At 71.7% G+C, this 17142-nt stretch carries 17 protein-coding genes and 1 tRNA gene; 11 read left to right on the top strand and 7 right to left on the bottom strand.

The window, feature by feature from the left end; translation table 11 throughout:
• Positions 1–29 precede the first annotated feature (29 nt).
• The 3 genes from AC3RX0_RS02285 to AC3RX0_RS02275 form a co-directional block, all read right to left on the bottom strand.
• Positions 30–1289, bottom strand: coding sequence for an MFS transporter (locus AC3RX0_RS02285; protein ID WP_491504320.1), 1260 nt, complete (start codon positions 1287–1289; stop codon positions 30–32).
• Between the two features lie 24 nt (positions 1290–1313).
• Positions 1314–2972, bottom strand: a complete 1659-nt coding sequence (locus AC3RX0_RS02280) for an ABC1 kinase family protein (RefSeq protein ID WP_491505358.1) — start codon at positions 2970–2972, stop codon at positions 1314–1316.
• Positions 2973–3102: 130 nt separating this feature from the next.
• Positions 3103–3669, bottom strand: a complete 567-nt coding sequence (locus AC3RX0_RS02275) for a PadR family transcriptional regulator (RefSeq protein ID WP_491504319.1) — start codon at positions 3667–3669, stop codon at positions 3103–3105.
• Positions 3670–3828: 159 nt separating this feature from the next.
• Here AC3RX0_RS02275 and AC3RX0_RS02270 point away from each other — a divergent pair.
• A tRNA-Arg gene (locus AC3RX0_RS02270) sits at positions 3829–3904 on the top strand.
• 111 nt (positions 3905–4015) lie between these two features.
• Here the strand turns inward: AC3RX0_RS02270 and trmB are convergent.
• A complete protein-coding gene (gene trmB, locus AC3RX0_RS02265; protein ID WP_491504318.1) occupies positions 4016–4771 on the bottom strand; it encodes a tRNA (guanosine(46)-N7)-methyltransferase TrmB in 756 nt (251 codons plus the stop codon).
• Positions 4772–4791: 20 nt separating this feature from the next.
• A complete protein-coding gene (locus tag AC3RX0_RS02260; protein WP_491504317.1) occupies positions 4792–5634 on the bottom strand; it encodes a DUF3097 family protein in 843 nt (280 codons plus the stop codon).
• 124 nt (positions 5635–5758) lie between these two features.
• Here AC3RX0_RS02260 and AC3RX0_RS02255 point away from each other — a divergent pair, with 124 nt between their 5' ends.
• The 4 genes from AC3RX0_RS02255 (at position 5759) to AC3RX0_RS02240 (ending at position 9988) form a co-directional block, all read left to right on the top strand.
• Positions 5759–7753, top strand: coding sequence for a TPM domain-containing protein (locus AC3RX0_RS02255; protein ID WP_491504316.1), 1995 nt, complete (start codon positions 5759–5761; stop codon positions 7751–7753).
• 60 nt (positions 7754–7813) lie between these two features.
• Positions 7814–8599, top strand: a complete 786-nt coding sequence (locus tag AC3RX0_RS02250) for a PspA/IM30 family protein (protein WP_491504315.1) — start codon at positions 7814–7816, stop codon at positions 8597–8599.
• A gap of 94 nt (positions 8600–8693) precedes the next feature.
• Entirely contained in the window at positions 8694–9536 is an 843-nt protein-coding gene (locus AC3RX0_RS02245; RefSeq protein WP_491504314.1) for an arginase family protein, read from the top strand.
• Positions 9533–9988: a Fe-S oxidoreductase gene (locus tag AC3RX0_RS02240; protein WP_491504313.1), complete on the top strand. Its 456-nt coding sequence runs from the start codon at positions 9533–9535 to the stop codon at positions 9986–9988. The genes AC3RX0_RS02245 and AC3RX0_RS02240 overlap by 4 nt, the downstream gene beginning before the upstream one ends.
• A 13-nt stretch (positions 9989–10001) precedes the next feature.
• Here AC3RX0_RS02240 and AC3RX0_RS02235 read toward each other — a convergent pair whose 3' ends face one another.
• Both AC3RX0_RS02235 and AC3RX0_RS02230 read right to left on the bottom strand, forming a co-directional pair.
• Complete coding sequence (locus AC3RX0_RS02235) at positions 10002–10499, bottom strand: SIP domain-containing protein (RefSeq protein WP_491504312.1); 498 nt, start codon at positions 10497–10499, stop codon at positions 10002–10004.
• A 59-nt stretch (positions 10500–10558) separates the two neighbouring features.
• The gene (locus tag AC3RX0_RS02230; RefSeq protein WP_491504311.1) at positions 10559–11011 is read right to left on the bottom strand and encodes a carboxymuconolactone decarboxylase family protein; all 453 of its coding nucleotides are present in this window, start codon (positions 11009–11011) and stop codon (positions 10559–10561) included.
• Positions 11012–11086: 75 nt separating this feature from the next.
• On the opposite strand from AC3RX0_RS02230, the gene AC3RX0_RS02225 reads away from it, so the two are divergent.
• From AC3RX0_RS02225 to AC3RX0_RS02200, 6 genes are all read left to right on the top strand, one after another.
• On the top strand, positions 11087–12040 hold the full coding sequence (locus AC3RX0_RS02225; protein ID WP_491505357.1) for an alpha/beta fold hydrolase: 954 nt from the start codon (positions 11087–11089) through the stop codon (positions 12038–12040).
• A 135-nt stretch (positions 12041–12175) separates the two neighbouring features.
• The gene (locus tag AC3RX0_RS02220; protein ID WP_491504310.1) at positions 12176–13681 is read left to right on the top strand and encodes an ABC transporter substrate-binding protein; all 1506 of its coding nucleotides are present in this window, start codon (positions 12176–12178) and stop codon (positions 13679–13681) included.
• Positions 13678–14628: an ABC transporter permease gene (locus AC3RX0_RS02215; RefSeq protein WP_491504309.1), complete on the top strand. Its 951-nt coding sequence runs from the start codon at positions 13678–13680 to the stop codon at positions 14626–14628. Before AC3RX0_RS02220 ends, AC3RX0_RS02215 begins: the two co-directional genes overlap by 4 nt.
• Positions 14625–15533, top strand: a complete 909-nt coding sequence (locus tag AC3RX0_RS02210; RefSeq protein ID WP_491504308.1) for an ABC transporter permease — start codon at positions 14625–14627, stop codon at positions 15531–15533. The genes AC3RX0_RS02215 and AC3RX0_RS02210 overlap by 4 nt, the downstream gene beginning before the upstream one ends.
• The gene (locus AC3RX0_RS02205) at positions 15530–16318 is read left to right on the top strand and encodes an ATP-binding cassette domain-containing protein (RefSeq protein WP_491504307.1); all 789 of its coding nucleotides are present in this window, start codon (positions 15530–15532) and stop codon (positions 16316–16318) included. Before AC3RX0_RS02210 ends, AC3RX0_RS02205 begins: the two co-directional genes overlap by 4 nt.
• A complete protein-coding gene (locus AC3RX0_RS02200; RefSeq protein ID WP_491504306.1) occupies positions 16315–17136 on the top strand; it encodes an ABC transporter ATP-binding protein in 822 nt (273 codons plus the stop codon). The genes AC3RX0_RS02205 and AC3RX0_RS02200 overlap by 4 nt, the downstream gene beginning before the upstream one ends.
• Positions 17137–17142 lie beyond the last annotated feature (6 nt).

Raw genomic sequence — 17142 nt, 5'->3', positions numbered from 1 at the left:
TGAGCGCGGAAGCGCGGCGCTCGCGGACGCTACGCGACCCGGTCGGGCTCTGCGCTCCGGCTGCGTGCCATGTACGCACCCGTGAGCGCCGCGCCGACGACCAGCACTGCTCCGCCGATCATGACGGTCGCCGGGATCCCGACGAGCGTGCCGACCACTCCGACGGTCACACCGCTGAAGGTCTGCATGCCCGGCCCGAACATGCTGTAGGCGCCGAGCACGCGGCCCCGCTCTGCGGCGGGCGCCTCGAGCTGGACGATCGCCTGCCCGGTCGCGGTCGACGTGATCTGCGCGACGCCGGTCAGCAGCAGCGCCACCACGGCGACGGCGAGCCAGGTCGTGACGGCGAACACGAGCGCGAACGCGCCGAACAGGATCGACGCCACGACGGCGGTCGTGGCCGTCGGGCGGATCCAGCGGCTCGCCTCGAGGAAGAACCCGCCGACCACGCCGCCCATGCCCAGCGCGAACAGCAGCGTGCCGTACACGAGCTCGCCGTCGGCGCCGGCAGGGGTCAGCACCGCTTCGAACACGGGCATCGAGGTCTGCAGCACGGCGCCGATCGTCACCGACGCGAGGGTGGCGAGGATCAGCATGCCCATGATCCGCGGGTGGCGGCGCACCGTGCCCAGCACCCGGAACGACTGCAGCATCGACACGCGGCCGGTCGCGAACAGGCCCTCGCGCGAGTGCCCGGTGTACGCCGTGCGCGACAAAAACAGCACGAGCGGCAGATAGAACGCGATGTTCGCGAAGATGCCCCAGGTCGTGCCGAGGGTCAGCAGCAGCACCGAGCCGACCACCGGTCCGAACAGGATGCCGAGGCTGCGGAAGGTCGCGTTCACCCGCACCGCCGAGGGCAGCTGTTCGCGGCCGGCGAAGTCGTACAGCATCATCTGCTCGGCCGGCCCCCACAGCGTACCGGCCAGGCCGTGCAGCACGAGCAGCACGCACGCTTGCCACAGCTGCAGGGTTCCGGTGAGGAACAGGATGCCCCAGCACAGCGACACGAACATGAACAGGGCCTGCGCGGCCTGGATGATGCGCCGGCAGTCGAACCGCTGGGCCAGCGAGCCCGCGTAGACCGAGAACAGCAGGAACGGCAGCCAGTGGCTGACGAGCTGGAAGCCGACGAGCACCGGCGAGTGGAACGTGTTCCACAGCACGAGGTAAGTGATGACGTGCTCGATGTTGTCGCCCATCATCGCCAGACCTGCACCGACGAGGTAGGGGGCGGTCTTCCAGCTGCGCAGCACGCCGAAGCGCGGGGCGGGGCTGGCGGCGGTCACTCCCTCATCTTTTCACCGCCGACGTCAGCCGCGGCCGGACCAGCCCGCGAACAGCGCGTGCGCGAGCGGGAGCGCCGAGACCGACATCAGCACGATGCCCAGCGGCGGATTCCACGGCAGCAGCAGCACGCCGCCGACCAGGAGTCCCGCGAACATCACCGCCGAGACCGCGCGGCGCACGAGTCGCTCCAGCCGCGCGAGCCGCCGGTCGATCGCCGGGGTCGAGACGGTCACCCGTCCCTGTTCGACGCGGGTGACCAGCGCGTCGAACCGCTGCGGCAGTCGCACCGTGGCCGCGGCGACCGCCAGCGCCTGGGTCGACAGCTCGCGCAAAGCGTTGCCGCTCTCGGCCCGCAGCAGGCGCCCGGCGAACGGCTCGACCGCGTCCCAGATGTTGAACTCGGGGTCCAGCGCGCTGCACACGCCGCTGGTCAGCGACATCGAGCGGATCACGAGCAGGAAGCTGTCGGGCAGCTGGAACGGCAGCGACCGCACCACGGCGCCGAACTCCTCCGCGAAGTCTCGGAACTCGCGCGGGTCCACCTTGCGCAGCTGCGCGAACCCCATGCCGCCGAACCGGGCGAACAGCTGCGTCATTGCCCGCTCGAGCTCGGTCGTGTCGGCCGACGGCAGCAGCACGCCCACGTCCCGGATGCTGTCGACCAGGCTCTGGCTGTCGCGCGCGGCCACCGCGATCAGCAGGCGCCGCAGGCCCGCGCGCAGCTCGTCGTCGACCTCGCCCATCATGCCGAAATCGATGAACGTGAGCCGCCACGGCGGGGACGCGGCATCCTTCTCGGCATCGGCGGGCACCGCCGACGGCGTGACGAAGATGTTGCCAGGGTGCGGATCGGCGTGGAAGTAGCCGTGGTCGAAGAGCTGCTCGAACATGACCTCGGCGAAGCGGGCGGCCACCGCGGCGGGGTCGATGCCGGCGGCGCGCAGGCCCGCGACGTCATTGATCTTGATCGCCGTGACGTCCGAAAGGGTCAGCACGCGCCGCGTGGTGCGCTCCCATGCGACCTCGGGGATGCCCACCCCCGCCTCGCCGGCGAAGTCCTCGGCGAACCGCTCGGCGTTGGCCGCCTCGTGCAGATAGTCGATCTCTTCCAGGCTCGTGGCCGCGAACTCCTCGACCAGTCCGGGCAGGTCGACGTGGTCCGCCACCACGCGCACGTGGCTGAGCCAGCGCGCGACGCGGCGCAGGGCCGCCAGGTCGATGTCGACGATCTCGTCGATGCCGGGCCGCTGCACCTTGACGATGACGTCGGCGAAGCCGGCGTCGGCGGCGCCGGCGGGCGTGAGTCGTGCCCGGTGCGCCTGCCCGAGGGATGCCGCGGCCACCGGCACGTCGTCGAACCGCACGAACGCCCGCTCGAGCGACATGCCGAGCTCTGCCTCGGCGAGCGCGCGGATCCCGTCGAACGCGACCGGGGGCACCTCGTCCTGGAGCCCTGCGAGCTCACTGGTGATCTCGGGCGGGAGCACGTCCAGCCGCGACGAGAGGAACTGCCCGACCTTGATCATGAGGCCGCCGAGCTCCACCGCCAGCACGTGGAACCGCTGGGCCAGCGTCGTCAGCCGCGCCGCCCGGCCGCGGGCAGCCAGGGCGCCGAACCCGATCCGGGGCAGGATGAGCTCGAACCACCACATCTGCGCGATGTAGCGCATCGCGAAGCGCATGATGCGGCGGTAGCGCGGTCCGTCCACGGGCGCCGCGGGCGCCGGTGGCGCGTCCACATGCGGGGCGCCCGGTCGGGACGCCGCGACGCGGTGCGGGCCGCCGGTGCCCCCGGCATCCTCCTCCACCCGTTCAGTCCTCCGCGAGGATGCCGTGCAGCCGGCGCCGCGCCTCGACGAGCACCGTCACCGCCTGCTTCACCTGCTCGGGGCTTCCGGTGCGCGCGACCTGGGCCGCGGCCTGGGCGAGCTCGACGCCGGCCTTGGGCAGCGCGCCCAGCGGGCCGTGCGCGGTCATGCCCGCACCCTCCCACGGGGTCGCCCGGTCGGCGGTCTCCTCGGCCTCGGCCCGGCCCGCCTCGGTGAGCGAATACGTCTTGCGGCCGTTCGACTCCTCGGCGGTGATCATGCCCTCGTCTGCCAGCAGCTGCAGCGTCGGATACACCGATCCCGCGCTCGGCTTCCACGTGCCGCCGCTGCGCTTGTCGATCTCGCCGATGATCTGGTAGCCGTGCATGGGCTGCTCGGCCAGCAGCGAAAGCACCGTGGCCCGCACATCCCCGCGCGAGACCCGCGGCATCATCTTCTTCTCGAACGTCGAGCGCATCTGATCGAGCATGTCCCACAGGGCCTGCGGGCCGTAGGGGAACCCCTGCCCCGGGCCGTGCGCGCCGAATCCGCCGGTGTGTGAACTGGTCATGGCGACCTCCTCGTTGAAAGGCCCGTCCGGGTCTTGCCGATATATAACGATATATCGTTCAGGATGCCGCGACCAGGCCCTCTGGGGACATTCTCGCGCGTGCGGGGTCGTCACAGGTGACGGGAGTGGACCCGGCGCCCTGATAGTCTTGATCGGCACGCCTCCGTAGCTCAGGGGATAGAGCGTTGGTTTCCGGTACCAAAGGTCGCAGGTTCGATTCCTGTCGGGGGCACCAGATGCGATGAGGGCCCCGTCCGCGAGGACGGGGCCCTCATCGTCCCGTTCTCGTGCAAACGGGCGGGTGGATGGGCGAAAAGGCGTCCACCCCGCTGCGACACCCCTCCCGTCACACCCGGCGGTAGGCGAGGTCGCGGATGGCGCGGCCCGCCGCGATGCCCTTGCGCTCGAACGCGGTCATGGCGCGTCCGTCGAAGCGCGGGGCCCACTCCCCCTCGAACGCCCGCACGAAGCCGGGCGCGGCATCCATCACGTCGGCCATCTGCAGGGCGTAGTCCTCCCAGTCGGTGGCCAGCCGCAGCATCCCGCCGGTGCGCAGCGCTCGGGCCGCGATGCCGGCGAACTCGGACGCGATCAGCCGCCGCTTCGTGTGCCGCTTCTTGTGCCACGGGTCGGGGAAGAACACCCAGATCTCGTCGACCGACGCCGCCGGCAGCAGATGCTGCAGCACTTCGGGCGCGTTGGCCTCGACGAGCCGGAGGTTCGCGGCCCCCGCGGCCGCGGCATCCTTCATCGTCCGCGCCAACCCCGCGCGGAAGACCTCGACCGCGAGATAGTCGACGCCGGGGTGGGTGGATGCCGCGTGCACGATCGCGTGGCCCTGGCCCGAACCGATCTCCACGACGAGGGGCGCGCTGCGCCCGTACACGACGGCCGGGTCCACCCGGGCGTCCCGGGCGACGCTCGTGGAGGCGATGTCGCGCGGCACGTCGATCAGGTACCGGGCGGCGAGCTGCTCCCACGCCCGCTCCTGCCCGTCGCTCATCCGGCCGCTGCGTCGCACGAACGACACCGGATGGTCGCGGAACGTGCGCGGGGCCTCCGGCGCGATCTCGGGTTCGGGGGCGGGTTCGGTATCGGGCACCCCTCCAGGGTAGGCGGCTCTCAGCCCGCCTCCGCCGTGACGAAGTCGATGAGCTCCTCGACCCGGCCCAGCAGCGCCGGCTCGAGGTCGCGATACGAGTGGACGCGCGAGAGGATCCGCTGCCACGCCCGCGCGATGTCGGCCTGGTCGTCGGCGGGCCAGCCGAAGGCGCGGCAGACGCCGACCTTCCACTCGGTTCCGCGCGGGATCACGGGCCACGCCCGGATGCCCAGCGCCGCCGGGGTCACGCACTGCCAGACGTCCACGAACGGATGGCCGACGATGCGCAGGTGGCGCCCGTGCACACCGCGCGCGATGGACTCGGCGATGCGCGCCTCTTTCGACCCGGCCACGAGGTGGTCGACCAGCACGCCGTAGCGTCTGGCCGCCGACGGCGGGTCCTCGCGCAGCGCCGCGTCCAGCAGGTCGACGCCCTGCAGGTATTCGACGACGACGCCCTCGGCGCGCAGGTCGTCGCCCCACACCTTCTCGACGAGCTCGGCGTCGTGCCGGCCCTCGACGAAGATGCGGCTCGCGCGGGCGACCCGCGCACGCGCGTCGTCGGCGGCGAAGGACCCGGATGCCGTGCGCCGGGGCGCTGCGGCCCCCTTCGCGGTCGGCGCCACGAGGATCACCGCCTCGCCGTCGACGAGGAAGCCGGGGCCGAGCGAGAACATGCGTCTGCGCCCGTTCCGGTCCTCGAGCTCGACCAGCCCGCCGGAGCAGCCGGTGACCGCGCCGCAGAACCCGTCCTCGGCGACCTCGACCACCGTGTCGCGGTCGGCAGGCACCTTCGGCAGCACCCTGCGGAACTGCTCGCGCCACCCGGCCGACAGCACATCGGTGCCGTAGCGATCGTCCATCACGCCTCCCGAACCGCCGAGCCTATCCCGACGCCCGGCCGGCACCGGCACCGACGCGCCCCCTTTCCGACTGTCGGCGCATCTGAATAGACTCGCGGCAGGAGTCAGGCTTGGGGAGGGACCGATGCGCCTACGCCGACTGCTCGCCGTCGCTGCGGCATCGATCGCTCTCGTGATCGGCTCGGCGACGGCCGCAGCCGCCACGGATCCGGTGTCGCTGGGCGCCGGGCGCGTGCTCGACGACGCCGGCGTGCTCGACTCCGGCCAGACCGCCGCCGCCGAGGCCAAGCTCGGCGACCTGTACGAGGCGACCGGGGTCGACCTGTACGTCGTGTTCGTCGACACGTTCACCAACCCCTCCGACCGGCAGGACTGGGCCGACACGGTGGCCACCGAGAACGGCCTGGGCGCCCGGCAGTACCTGCTGGCGGTGGCGACCCGCAGCCGGCAGTACACCATCTCGGCCGACGACACCGGGCCGCTCGACAACGCCCAGCTCGACCAGATCGAGGCCACGATCAAGCCGAAACTGTCCAGCGGCGACGATCTGGGCGCGATCATGACGGCCGCCGGCGCCTTCCGCTCCGCACTGAAGGGCGGATCGGGCGGCGGGGGCTGGATCGGCGGGTTCGTCGTCTTCCTGATCGTGGCGGCGATCGTCGCCGTGGTGATCTGGCTTGTCGTGCGCGCGCGCCGCAAGAAGACCGGCCCGCCGGGATCGGCGCCCACGCCCGACGAGCTCGACACGAAGGAGCTCGCCCGGCGTGCGGGGTCGGCCCTCGTGCACACCGACGACGCCGTGCGCACGAGCGAGCAGGAGCTCGGGTTCGCCCGCGCCCAGTTCGGCGACGCCGCGACGACCGAGTTCACCGCCGCGCTCGCGCAGGCCAAGGCGAACCTCGACGAGGCGTTCGCGCTCAAGCAGAAACTCGACGACGCGGTCGAAGACACCGAGGCCGACACGCGCGCCTGGAACACCCGGATCGTCGAGCTGTGCACCCAGGCGAATCAGGGCCTCGACGAGAAGGCGGCGGCGTTCGACGAACTGCGCAAGCTCGAGCAGAACGCGCCCGAGGCGCTCGCCAGCCTGCAGCAGCAGCGCACCGGGGTGGCGCAGGGCATGGATGCCGCAGCCGCGCAGCTGCAGCAGCTGACCACGTCGTACGCGCCCGAGGCGCTGGCCACCGTCGCCGACAACGTCGAGCAGGCGCGCCAGCGCCTCGCCTTCGCCGACGAGCAGATCGCGGACGCGCAGAAGTCGCTCGGCGAAGGATCCGGCGGGCAGGCCGCCGTCGCGATCCGCTCCGCCGAGCAGGGCGTCGATCAGGCGCGGCTCCTGCAGCAGGCGATCGGCAAGCTCGGCGCCGACCTCGCGGAGGGCGAGAAGACCGTCGCCACCATGATCACCGACCTCGAGGGCGATCTCGCGGCCGCCTCGGCCCTTGCCGACGCCGACGGACGCATCGGGCAGGTCGTGACCGCCACCCGCACGCAGGTCGACGCGGCCAAGGCCGACATCGCGGCGGCGAAGCGGCATCCCCTCGGCACGCTCAAGGCGCTCGAAGCGGTCAACGCTCAGATCGACGCGGTGCTGCAGGGTGCGCGGGATGCCGCGGCCCGCGCCCAGCGGGCGCAGCAGATGCTCGGGCAGATGATGATGCAGGCCCAGACGCAGGTGTCGGCGGCCGAGGACTACCTCACGGCGCGACGCGGCGCGATCGGAGCGGATGCCCGCACGCGACTGGCCCAGGCGGGCGCCGAACTGACGCACGCCCGGCAGCTGCAGGCGACGGCACCCGATCAGGCGCTGCAGCACGCCCAGCGTGCCGACCAGCTCGCCGGCCAGGCCCTGCAGCTCGCGCAGAGCGACGTCGGCGGGTTCGACGCGGGTTTCGGCGGCCGGGCCACGGCCGGCTCGGCAGGCGGCGGGAACATGATGGGCGCCGTGCTCGGCGGTATCCTGATCAACTCGCTGCTGGGCGGCGGCGGACGCGGCGGAGGGTTCGGCGGCCTGGGCGGAGGATTCTCGGGCAGATCCCACACCTCCGGCGGCGGGTTCGGCCCCGGCAGCTTCGGGGGCGGCGGAACACGCAGCAGACGAGGGGGCGGCCGTTTCTGACCACGCCCGGTCCCTGACCCACAGCACCTGACACCCGGTACGACCCAGGAAGGAAAACAGATGGCAAAGCAGTCCATCTTCGGCCGCATCTCCACGCTCGTGCGCGCGAACGTCAACGCGATGCTCGACTCGGCCGAAGACCCCCAGAAGATGCTCGACCAGCTCAAGCGCGACTACGCGAACAACATCTCGGACGCGGAGTCGGCCATCGCCGAGACGATCGGCAACCTGCGCCTGCTCGAGCGCGACCACGCCGAGGACGTGCAGGCCGCCGCCGAGTGGGGCAACAAGGCCCTGGCCGCCTCGAAGAAGGCCGACCAGCTGCGCGCGGCGGGCAACGCCACCGACGCCGACAAGTTCGACAACCTCGCGAAGGTCGCCCTGCAGCGGCAGATCTCCGCCGAGAACGAGGCGAAGGCGGCCGAGCCCCAGCTGGTCGCACAGAACGAGACCGTCGAGAAGCTCAAAGACGGCCTCAACGGCATGAAGCAGAAGTATCAGGAGCTGAACGCCAAGGCGGCGGAGCTGGTCGCACGGCAGAAGACGGCCGAGGCGCAGAACAAGGTCGCCGATGCGGTCAAATCGATCGACGTCATGGACCCGACCAGTGAGCTCGGCCGGTTCGAAGACAAGATCCGCCGTCAGGAGGCGCTGGCGCAGGGCAAGCAGGAGCTCGCCGCCTCGAGCCTGGACACGCAGTTCAACCAGCTCGACGACCTGGGCGAACTGACCGAGGTCGAGGCGCGCCTGGCAGCGCTGAAGTCCGGCCAGAAGCCGTCCGTCACCGCTGCACCCGCGGCCGCCGCGATCGACGCGCCCACGGCGCCGTATACCCCCGGTCAATGATCCGGTGAACCCCGGTGAGGCCGTGGATCCTTCGGGAACGCCGCCTCACCGGCGTACGCTCGTTAGAGTCTGAGCATCGTCCGAGGGGGCAGCCGTGACCCGTTTTCTGGTGGTTCCGCAGTGGCAGGGCTCATCCTCGTCCCGGGCGATGCAGCTCATCGACGGCGCCCTGGCGATCGCGGGCGACCTTCCCCGCGCCACGAGCGTGACCATCGACGTCCCGATCGAGGCCGGAGAGTCCCTCGACTCGGGCGTGCACCGCCTGAGCGCCCTGCAGCGGATCGCCCGGCTGCATCTTCAGGCGCTGGCCGAGCTCGACGGCTCCGAGCACGGCGAGGCCGTGCTGACCGTCGGCGGCGACGGGGGCGTGGCCACCACAGCGGCCCTGGCGGCGATCGGCGCGACCCGCGGCGAGATCGACCCCGGAGCGGTCGTGGTCTGGTTCAGCGCGCACGCCGACCTGCACGACCCCGCCACCTCCCCCACCGGCGCGTTCGACACGATGGCCGCCCGCGCGCTCCTGGACGACACCGTCCCGCGACCGGCCGAGCACGGCCTGGCGCCGGACCGTCTCGTGCTGGCCGGGGTCCGCGCGATCGAACCCGCCGAGGCCGAGGTCGCCGAGCGCCTGGGCATCGGCATCCTGACCTCCGACGACCTGACCCCCGACGCGGTGGCCGCCGCCGTCCTCGACCGGGGTGCGACGAGCGTGTTCATCCACGTCGACCTCGACGTGCTCGACCCGGGCGCGATGACGGGGCTTGCCAGCCCCGAGCCGTTCGGGCCCGCTGTCGCGTCCGTCATCGCGTGCATCGGCGCCGTGCGTGCGGTAGCCCCCCTGCGGGCCGCAGCGATCACCGAGTTCTCACCGTCCTCCCCCGCCGACGCGGTCGAGGACCTGGGAGCGATCCTGCGACTGGTCGGGGCCCTCGCGTGAGTCCGCTCACGACCCCGCCGGCCGACTGGCGCCGCCGGGCGGACCGCGCCCTCGCCCGCGGGCGGCGGTTCGACCGCTTCATCCCCGCGGTCCTGCTCGACTCGCGCATCAGCCGCGCCGGGGCCCGGTACGGCACGACCGTGGGCTGGTTGTGGGGCAGCGTCTGGAGCACGGGGCGCGTCGAGCGCCATGGCCGACTCTGGGTGTTCCGGGGGCTTCCCGCCTGGGCGTTCCGGCGCGGCGGAGTGTGCGTCGGGCGGTGCTTCCTCACCGGCGACCAGACGCCGTCGGCCGAAGTGCTCACGCACGAGGCCGTGCACGCGCGCCAGTGGGAACGCTACGGCGCGCTCATGCCGCTGCTGTACCTGCTCGCGGGCCGCGACCCGCTGCGCAACCGCTTCGAGATCGAGGCGGGGCTCGAGGACGGCAACTACGTGCAGCGGGGAGCCTGAGGGCTCAGGGCACTCAGCGCAGCCCGTACTCCGCCGGGGTGCGCACGGTCTCGGGCGCACGCCCGAGATGCTCGTCGAGGTGGTCGACGATCTCGGCCGCCGCGAGGTAGCCGCCCATCAGGAACACACGGGTGTCGTCGCCGTCGGCGCACATCATCTCGTCGGCCCAGGCCGTGACTGCCCGGGTGAGCGCCGCGCCGCGGCGGCAGGCCCGACCCGAGCCGGGGTCGCCCGTGCGCGCCGAGCGGTCCAGCCACGTGACGGTCATGCGGCCCGGTGCCGGCAGCTCGCCGACCCACGATGCGTCCGGGACCTCGACGAACACCCGGCCGGTCGCGCACATCGGCAGCGTCGCCAGCAGGGCCTGCGTCTCGGCCAGCGCCGTCTCGTCGGCGGCGACCAGGTGCTGGACAAGACCGCGGCGGGCGATGCGGCGCGCGACGGCGCTCATCGGCGCGGTGTTCGGCGCGGTGTTCGGCGCGGTGGCGGAGGCGGAAGCGGAAGCGGGCATGACTGCATCAGTGTAACGCAAGGATAGGCATGCCTTACCTCACCCTGCCCCGGCGGAGGTCACGCGTCGCTGCGAGGCGGCACCGGGTAGCGACCGGCGATCGCGAGCCGGTTGAACGCGTTGATCGCGATGATCAGCCAGCTCAGCGCGACGTACTCCTGCTCGGACAGGATGCCGCCGACCCGGTCGTAGACCTCGTCCGAGACGCCGCCGTCGTGGATGAACACGAACGCCTCGGTCAGCTCGAGCGCGGCGCGCTCGCGCGCGGTGAAGACGCCCGATTCCTCCCACGTCGGGATCTGCGCGATCACGTCGGCGTCGAGCCCGGCCTTCAGGGCACGCTCGACGTGCACGCGCACGCAGTACGCGCAGCCGTTCAGCTGCGACGCGTGCAGCTGCACGATCTCGGCGAGCCGATCGTCGATGCCCGTCTCGGCGGTCACCTGCTTCACGCTCCTGCTGAACGCGTCCAGCGCGTCGTAGGCGGGGCGGGCGGCTCGGGCCAGGTGCACGCGGGTCTGCTAGGTCATGCCGCCAGCCTATCCAGCGCCCTCCTGATGGATCTGCCCTGACAGAATGACACCGTGATCGACGACGACTTCGACGAGTTCTCGTTCCTGCCGGCACAGGCCGCCGACAACGACCTGCCCGGGCCGCTCCCCCGCGGCGAGCGCCTGGCGCTGACGCTGGCCGATGGACGTGTGCTGAGCGCCCTGCGGTATGCACCGGCATCCACCCCCGACGCCGCCCCGCAGGTGACGTTCGTGCACGGCGCGGGCCTCAACGCGCACACGTGGGACACCACGATCCTCGCACTGGGCCTGCCGGCCCTCGCCGTCGACCTGCCCGGCCACGGCGACTCGTCATGGCGCGACGACGCCGCCTACGTCGCCTCGACCCTGGCGCCCGACGTCGTCGCCGGGATGCGCGCCTGGACCGACCGCCCGCAGCTGCTGGTCGGCCAGTCGCTCGGTGGACTGACAGCGGCCGCGGTCGCAGCCTGCGCCCCCGACCTCGTGCACGAGCTCGTCGTCGTCGACATCACGCCCGGGATCGATCCGAACGGCAACGCGCAGCAGATCGCGCAGTTCTTCGCCGGGCCGACCGACTGGGCGACCCGCGACGAGCTCGTCGAGCGCGCCCTGAGCTTCGGCCTCGGCGGCACGCGCGCGGCCGCCACGCGCGGCGTCTACCTGAACTCGCGGATGAGAGCGGACGGACGCGTCGAGTGGAAGCACCACTTCGCCCGGGTCGCCAATGCGCTGGCCGCCGACCCGGACGCGGCCCGCGCGGCGGCCGACCGGCACAACGCGGTGGGAGCCGTGCTGGCCGACGCCTCGTGGGCGGACCTCGCCGCGGTCGCCGCAGCGGCGCCGGTGACCCTCATCCGTGGCGACCACGGATACGTGACCGACGACGAGGCGGCGGAGTTCGCCCGTCGGGTGCCCGGGGCGAGCGTCACCACCGTCGAGACCGGCCACAACGTGCAGGAGGAGATCCCCGCCCGGCTGGGCGCGATGCTCCGAGGCCGGGTGGTCTGAGCCGTTCCGGCCTTCCGCAATGCGCGGCCCGGAATGCACGGGCTCACAGCTGTGTTGCGATGGGCAGACAAAGGACGGCAGCCCACCCGCCGGGCCTCTAGGCTTGTCGGCAGCCCGCGAAAGGATCCCCTCCCCATGCTTCGTCGCTCTCTGACGGCCGCTGCCGCACTCGTCGCCGCCTCTGCGCTCATGCTGACTGCGTGCACGTCCACCGGAAGCGGACCGACATCGTCCGGCACGCCCGACCCGAACGCGTCGATCGCGATCCGGCTCGTGCTCGAGCCCAGCAACCTCGACATCCGGCAGACCGCGGGCGCCGCCCTCGACCAGATCCTGATCGACAACATCTACCAGGGCCTGGTCTCGCGCACCCCCGAGCAGAAGATCGTCCCGGCCCTGGCCAGCCAGTACACCGTGTCGCCCGACGGGCTGACCTACACGTTCACGCTGCGCGAGGGCGTCACGTTCGACGACGGCCAGGCGCTCACCCCCGATGACGTCGTCTGGTCGCTCACCGAGCACAAGACGCAGGCGACGTGGACGGACTCCGAGACCCTGTCGCGGGTGAAGTCCATCACCGCCGACGGCCAGAAGATCACGATCGTGATGAATCAGCCGGACTCGCAGCTGCTGTGGAACCTGTCGGGCCGTGCCGGCATCATCCTGAAGAAGGGCGACAAGGTCGACTACAAGACCAAGGCCAACGGCACCGGCCCGTTCGTCCTGTCGAGCTGGAAGCAGGGCGACTCGATCACGTTCGAGCGCAACGACAAGTACTGGGGCCCCAAGGCGAAGGCCAAAGAGATCGTCTTCGACTACATCCCCGACAACCAGGCCGCGCTCAACGCCGCGCAGGCGGGCGAGGTCGACGTCGTCACCGGGTTCGATGCGAACCTCAAGAAGCAGCTCGAGCAGAACGGCGACTTCCGCCTCGTGCTGGGCAGGTCGACCGACAAGGGCACGCTCGCGATGAACAGCCACAACCGGTGGCTGAAGGACAAGCGGGTGCGTCAGGCGATCCGCCAGGCGATCAACCACAAGGCGGTCATCCAGGCGCTCGGCTCGGGACAGACCATGTTCGGCCCTATCCCCGAGCTCGACCCGGGTTACGAAGACCTCTCGTCGATCGCTCCGTACGACCCCGCGGCATCCAAGAAGCTGCTCGCCCAGGCGGGCGCGAACGACATCACGCTGACGCTCACGATCTACAACGGCTACGGCACGACGATCCCGCAGATCCTCGTCTCGGACCTGAACGCGGTCGGCATCACCCTGAAGGTCAACGCCGTCGAGTTTCCGACATGGCTGAACGACGTGTACGTGAACAAGGACTACGAGCTGAGCTTCGTGCTGCACACCGAGGCGCGCGACTTCGGCAACTGGGCCGACCCGAACTACTACTTCACGTACGACAACCCGAAGGTGCAGCAGCTGTACCAGGACTCGCTGGGCGCGACCACCGAGCAGGCGGCGGCCGCGGACCTGCGCCAGGCCGCCCGCATCGTCTCCGAGGACATGGCCGCCGACTGGCTGTACAACGGGGCGTCGGTGGTGGGCGTGGCCACCGACATCACCGGCATGCCGTCCGTGAACGTCAACGAGCGCCTCAACCTGGCCGACATCGCCAAGAGCAAGGGGTGACCCGCTACGCGCTGACCCGGCTGGCCCTCCTTGCGGTGGGCCTGTTCGTGGCCAGCGTGCTCATCTTCGTCACGCTGCGCGTGCTGCCCGGCGACGTGGCCCAGCTGATCGCGGGCACCGACAGCTCGCCCGCGCAGATCGCCGCGATCCGTCGCAGCCTCGGACTGGACGAGCCGCTGCCCGCCCAGTACCTGGGCTGGATCACGGGCGTCCTGCACGGCGACTTCGGCACGTCGCTGATCACCGGCTCGCCCGTGCTGGGCGAGCTCGCCCAGAAGGCGCAGGTGACCGTACCGCTCGGGCTCATGGCGATGACGATCGCCCTGGTGACCGCGGTGCCGCTCGGCGTCCTGTCGGCGCTGCTGCGCGGCCGGGCCGGCGGCACGTCGCTGAACGTCGCGTCGCAGGCGGTCGCCGCGGTGCCCGTCGTGTGGGCCGGCATGATGCTCGTGGTCGTCTTCGCCGTGTGGCTGGGGTGGCTGCCGGCGCAGGGCTTTCCCCGCGCCGGCTGGCAGCAGCCCGGGTTCGCGCTGCGCGCGCTGCTGCTGCCGGCCCTGACGATCGGCATGGTCGAGGGCGCGATGCTGCTGCGGTTCGTGCGCAGTGCGACATTGCAGGCGGTCGGGCAGGACTACGTGCGCACGGCGGCGGCCAAGGGCCTGACCCGCACGCAGGCGCTCATCCGCCACGGGCTTCCGAACATGGCACTGTCGGTGATCACGGTGCTCGGGCTGCAGGTGGCCGGCATCATCGTGGGCTCCGTGGTCATCGAGCAGCTGTTCTCCCTTCCCGGCATCGGACGGATGCTGGTGACCGACGTCGGCAACCGCGACCTGGTCAAGGTGCAGGGCGAGCTGCTCGTGCTCACCGGCTTCGTGCTGATCGTCGGCTTCGCCGTCGACCTCGTGCATCGCATCATCGACCCCCGGCAGCGGGAGGCGGCATGAGCGCCGGGGCACGCGCCCATGGCCGCGCAGCCTGGCTGCGCCGGCTGTGGCGACTGTCGACGGGACGGTTCGGACTGATCGTCTCGGCGATCATCGTGCTCACTGCCGGCGCGTCGCTGTTCTGGACGCCCTTCGACCCGCAGCATGTCGACATCGCCGCGCGCTGGCAGAGCCCGACCTGGCCGCACGTGCTGGGAACCGACGGCTCGGGTCGCGACATCCTCTCCCTCATCATGGCCGGCGCGCAGACGACGGTGTTCGTCGCGGTCGGCTCAGCGGTCATCGCCACCGTCCTGGGCATCGCCCTGGCGGCCCTCGGCGCCCTCACCGCCCGCTGGATGCGCGAATCGGTCGCGGTGCTCGTCGACATCCTGATCGCGTTCCCGGTGCTGCTGATCGCCCTGATGATCTCGGCCATCTGGGGCCGGTCGCTATGGGTCGTGATCTGGGCCGTGGGCATCGGGTTCGGCGTGAACATCGCCCGCGTCACCCGGCCCGAGCTGCGCCGCGTGCTGCACAGCGACTTCGTGCTCGCCGGCACGGCTTCGGGTCTGACCGGCGCGCAGAACCTCTACCGGCACCTGCTGCCCAACGTCGCCCCGGTGTTCATCGTGCAGCTGTCGTGGGGCATGGCGGTGGCCGTGCTGGCCGAGGCCGGCCTGTCGTACCTGGGCGTGGGCGCTCCGGTCACCGCGCCCAGCTGGGGTCTGCTGCTGGCCGAGCTGCAGCAGTTCCTGACCGTGCATCCGCTGTCGGTGCTGTGGCCGGGTCTTGCGATCACGTTCACGGTGCTGGGCCTGAACCTCCTCGGCGATGCACTGCGCGAGGCGACAGACCCCACGCTGACGCGGCGCGAGGGTCGCGCGGCGAGGGACCGGATGCCGCAGCCCGAGGTGGTCGCATGAGTCTGCGGGTGCGGGGTCTGAGCATCGACATCGGTGGCCGGCGGGTCGTCGATGACGTGTCGTTCGACGTCGCCGACGGTCAGCGCACGGGGCTGATCGGCGAGTCGGGCTCGGGCAAGTCGCTGACGGCCCTGGCGATCCTGGGCCTGCTGCCGGACGGCGCCCGCGCGTCGGGCAGCATCCGCTGGAACGACCGCGAGCTGGTCGGCCTCGCCGACCGCGAGCTCGCCGAGCTGCGCGGCGACGAGATCGGCATCGTCTTCCAGGAGCCGCGCACCGCCCTGAATCCGATCCGCACGGTGGGGCGTCAGATCGCCGAGGCGATCCGCATCCACGAGCGCATCGGCCGCGCCCAGGCGCGCCGCCGCGCGATCGCCGAGGCCGCCCGGGTGGCCCTCCCCGACCCCGAGCGCATCGTCGACCGCTACCCGCATCAGCTCTCCGGCGGGCAGCGCCAGCGGGTCGCGATCGCGATGGCGCTCGCGTGCCGGCCGCGGCTGCTGATCGCCGACGAGCCCACCACCGCGCTGGACGTGACGATCCAGGCCGAGATCCTCGACCTGCTGCACGGACTGGTCGACGACGACGGCATGTCGCTCGTGTTCATCACGCACGACCTCGCGGTGCTGTCGCAGATCGCCGTCGACGGGGTCGTGCTCGAGCATGGCCGCGTCGTCGAGCAGGCCCCGGTGCGGCAGCTGCTGACCACGCCGCAGTCGCCGATCACGCAGGGGCTGCTGCGCGATGCCACCACGACGCTGTGGAAGCCGGAGGGCCGGGCATGACGGCATCCATCCTCCTGCAGGGGCGGGGCCTCACCCGCCGCTTCCCGGTCCCGCGCAGGACGCTGTTCGAGCGCCGCACGTTCACCACGGCGCTGGACGACGCCGACATCGACGTGCGCGAAGGTTCGGCGGTCGGGGTGATCGGCGAGTCCGGCTCGGGCAAATCGACTCTCGTGCGCCTGCTGCTGGGGCTGGACCGGCCGACGACCGGGACGGTCGCCTTCGACGGGCGGACGGTGGATGCCTCGGCCGGCGCGCGATCGCTGCACTGGCTGCGCCGAGAGACGGGCGTCGTGTTCCAGGACCCGTACGCGTCGCTCGACCCGCGGATGAGCGTCGGGCGCATCGTCGGCGAGCCCCTGTGGGCGCTCGGCCTGTCGGGCGAGGGCGCCCCCGGATCCGCGGGCCGGCGCGAGCGCGTGCGCGAGGTGCTCGTCGACGTGGGGCTGGAGCCCGGCATGACCGGCCGCTACCCGCACGAGTTCTCGGGCGGACAGCGGCAGCGGATCGCCCTGGCGCGTGCGATCGTGCACCGTCCGCGGCTGCTGGTGGGCGACGAGCCGCTGTCGGCCTTGGACGTGACCGTGCGCGCGCAGATCCTGCAGGTACTGCAGACGCTGCGCGAGCGCGACCGGCTGACGGTGATCATGGTCTCGCACGACATCGGCGTCGTGCAGAACCTGTGCGACGAGGTCGTGGTCATGAAGGACGGCCGCATCGTCGAAGAAGGACCCACCGAGAAGGTGCTGCTCGAACCGCAGGTCGCCTACACACGGCGCCTGCTCGCCTCGATCCCGGTGATCGACCCCGGCGCATGAGCCGTG

This window comes from Microbacterium sp. W1-4-2, assembly GCF_058349885.2.
Note: the sequence above shows the minus strand (reverse complement) of the source record. Positions and strands in the feature narration are given on the sequence as shown.